The organism is Acidobacteriota bacterium (genome assembly GCA_003225175.1).
In the GTDB taxonomy this organism is placed as follows: Bacteria; Acidobacteriota; Terriglobia; order Terriglobales; family Acidobacteriaceae; genus Gp1-AA112.
Genome location: QIBA01000217.1, coordinates 1 through 1,568 on the forward strand (window position 1 = coordinate 1; position 1,568 = coordinate 1,568).

A 1,568-nucleotide genomic window follows, 5' to 3' on the forward strand; every position below is an offset into this window, starting at 1 on the left:
GTAGCTGTGCCTGTTGCGGTTGGCGTTGGCGTTGCGGATGCTGGCGCTGCGGCCAGGCCGGACAGTTGCGCAATACCAGTGTTGAACAACAGCATCTTGGTTCCGGTGATGGGATCGATTGTGTAGAGATCTCCAGTAGGCGAACTGCCATAGAGGTTACCATCGGGAGCAAACACGATATCAGAGATCACGGCTTCCATCGGTCCAATAGGTGTCATTATACCGGTAACTTGATCAATCAGATCAAGATCTTCCAAGCGCTCCGAGGAATTGCCCCGCGAACCATATAAGACACCTAAAGAATGGAAGGCGATTCCGGGACAGAACGAGTTCCCGGAGCCCATAAGCGTAACTGAGGTAAGGACCTGTGCGTTTGATGGATCGATTGTCAGGAGCTTTCCGACACCTGCGGTGTTATCGAACGAGGATCCATAGAGGACGCCCTGCGAGTTGAATCGGAGCCCGTCAACAGCCGCGTTGGGATCAGAGAGCAACCCGATGACAGTCGCCGCGCCGTTCGTCGGGTCGATGGTCATCAAAGTGCCTTGGTTGTCGCTCCCGCCGGAGACGCCGTAAAGCGTACCGCTGCTATCAAACGCGATACCGCCCAGGCGATCAAAACCAGTATTCCCGATAAGGGATGCGCTCGGGATTGTGACGTCAATCAGCCAGAAGCGCCCGCCGCCGTTGGCATTATCGCCGCCAGTCGACCCGTAAAGAATGGTATCCGAAGCGGAAACGACATTGACCACGCCTGTCATGCCGAGAGCGCAGTGCGCGAAGCAGAAATAAGAATACGTGCCGGCTTGCGCAAAAGTGTGTTCATAAACGAACTCGTTTTTCGAAAGAGTTCCGGCGTCGCAGTTCCTATCGTCAGGGGAACAAAACTGCCCATCGGCGGTGCAAGGATCGCCGCTGGTGACACTGTGGCCGTTACTAAACCAGGTCCATCTAACGGTATCGCCGACCGAGATATTTGCTGTGGGAGGCGTAAATGAGAAACCATCTGCGCCTACCTCAACATCGAAAATCTGGCCTGTCCCTGACGGCACGCCGTTAACGGCGAGTCGGCCGTTTTGATCGACTATGCGGATGACATGAGTAGCACGTTGTTTTTGTGGCGCTGTGTTGACATGCTTGTCGCCCGAATCCGCTGGCGACAAAAATACAGCCGCGAACGTGGTTGCCAGCGAAAGAGCGAGTCGTATAACTGCGTTTGATCATTTCATGATTCTACTCTCTTTCTGCGCGCCAGCGTTGTGATTCGCCTTAACTCGACACCGACCGCAGCTGGCGTTTTGCGATTCAGTGCCAGCGATGCTGCGCAGCAGTTTTCAAACAAGGCAAGCAGAATTTTGGCGGAACGGTTTGATCTATCGGTAATCAGTCACTGATTTTTCCGAGCTGCGCACATTATGGGTCGAGACGGGGGTGTGGGACGCGGCCTGGGTGTCATTGTTGGCCAATCCAGTTACTCCCTCCATCTGTCGTTCTTACGATTGTGCCTCCCTCACCAACGGCAGTTCCATTGTTTGCGTCAGAGAAGGAAACGTCCCAACAAATGGTCG

General features: G+C 54.3%; 1 protein-coding gene. It reads right to left on the reverse strand.

Annotated elements, in window-relative coordinates; all coding sequences use genetic code 11:
- Positions 1-1,208, reverse strand: a 1,208-nt coding sequence (locus DMG62_24715; GenBank protein PYY19336.1) for a hypothetical protein, incomplete at its 3' end; no start/stop codon positions are given.
- Positions 1,209-1,568: the final 360 nt, after the last annotated feature.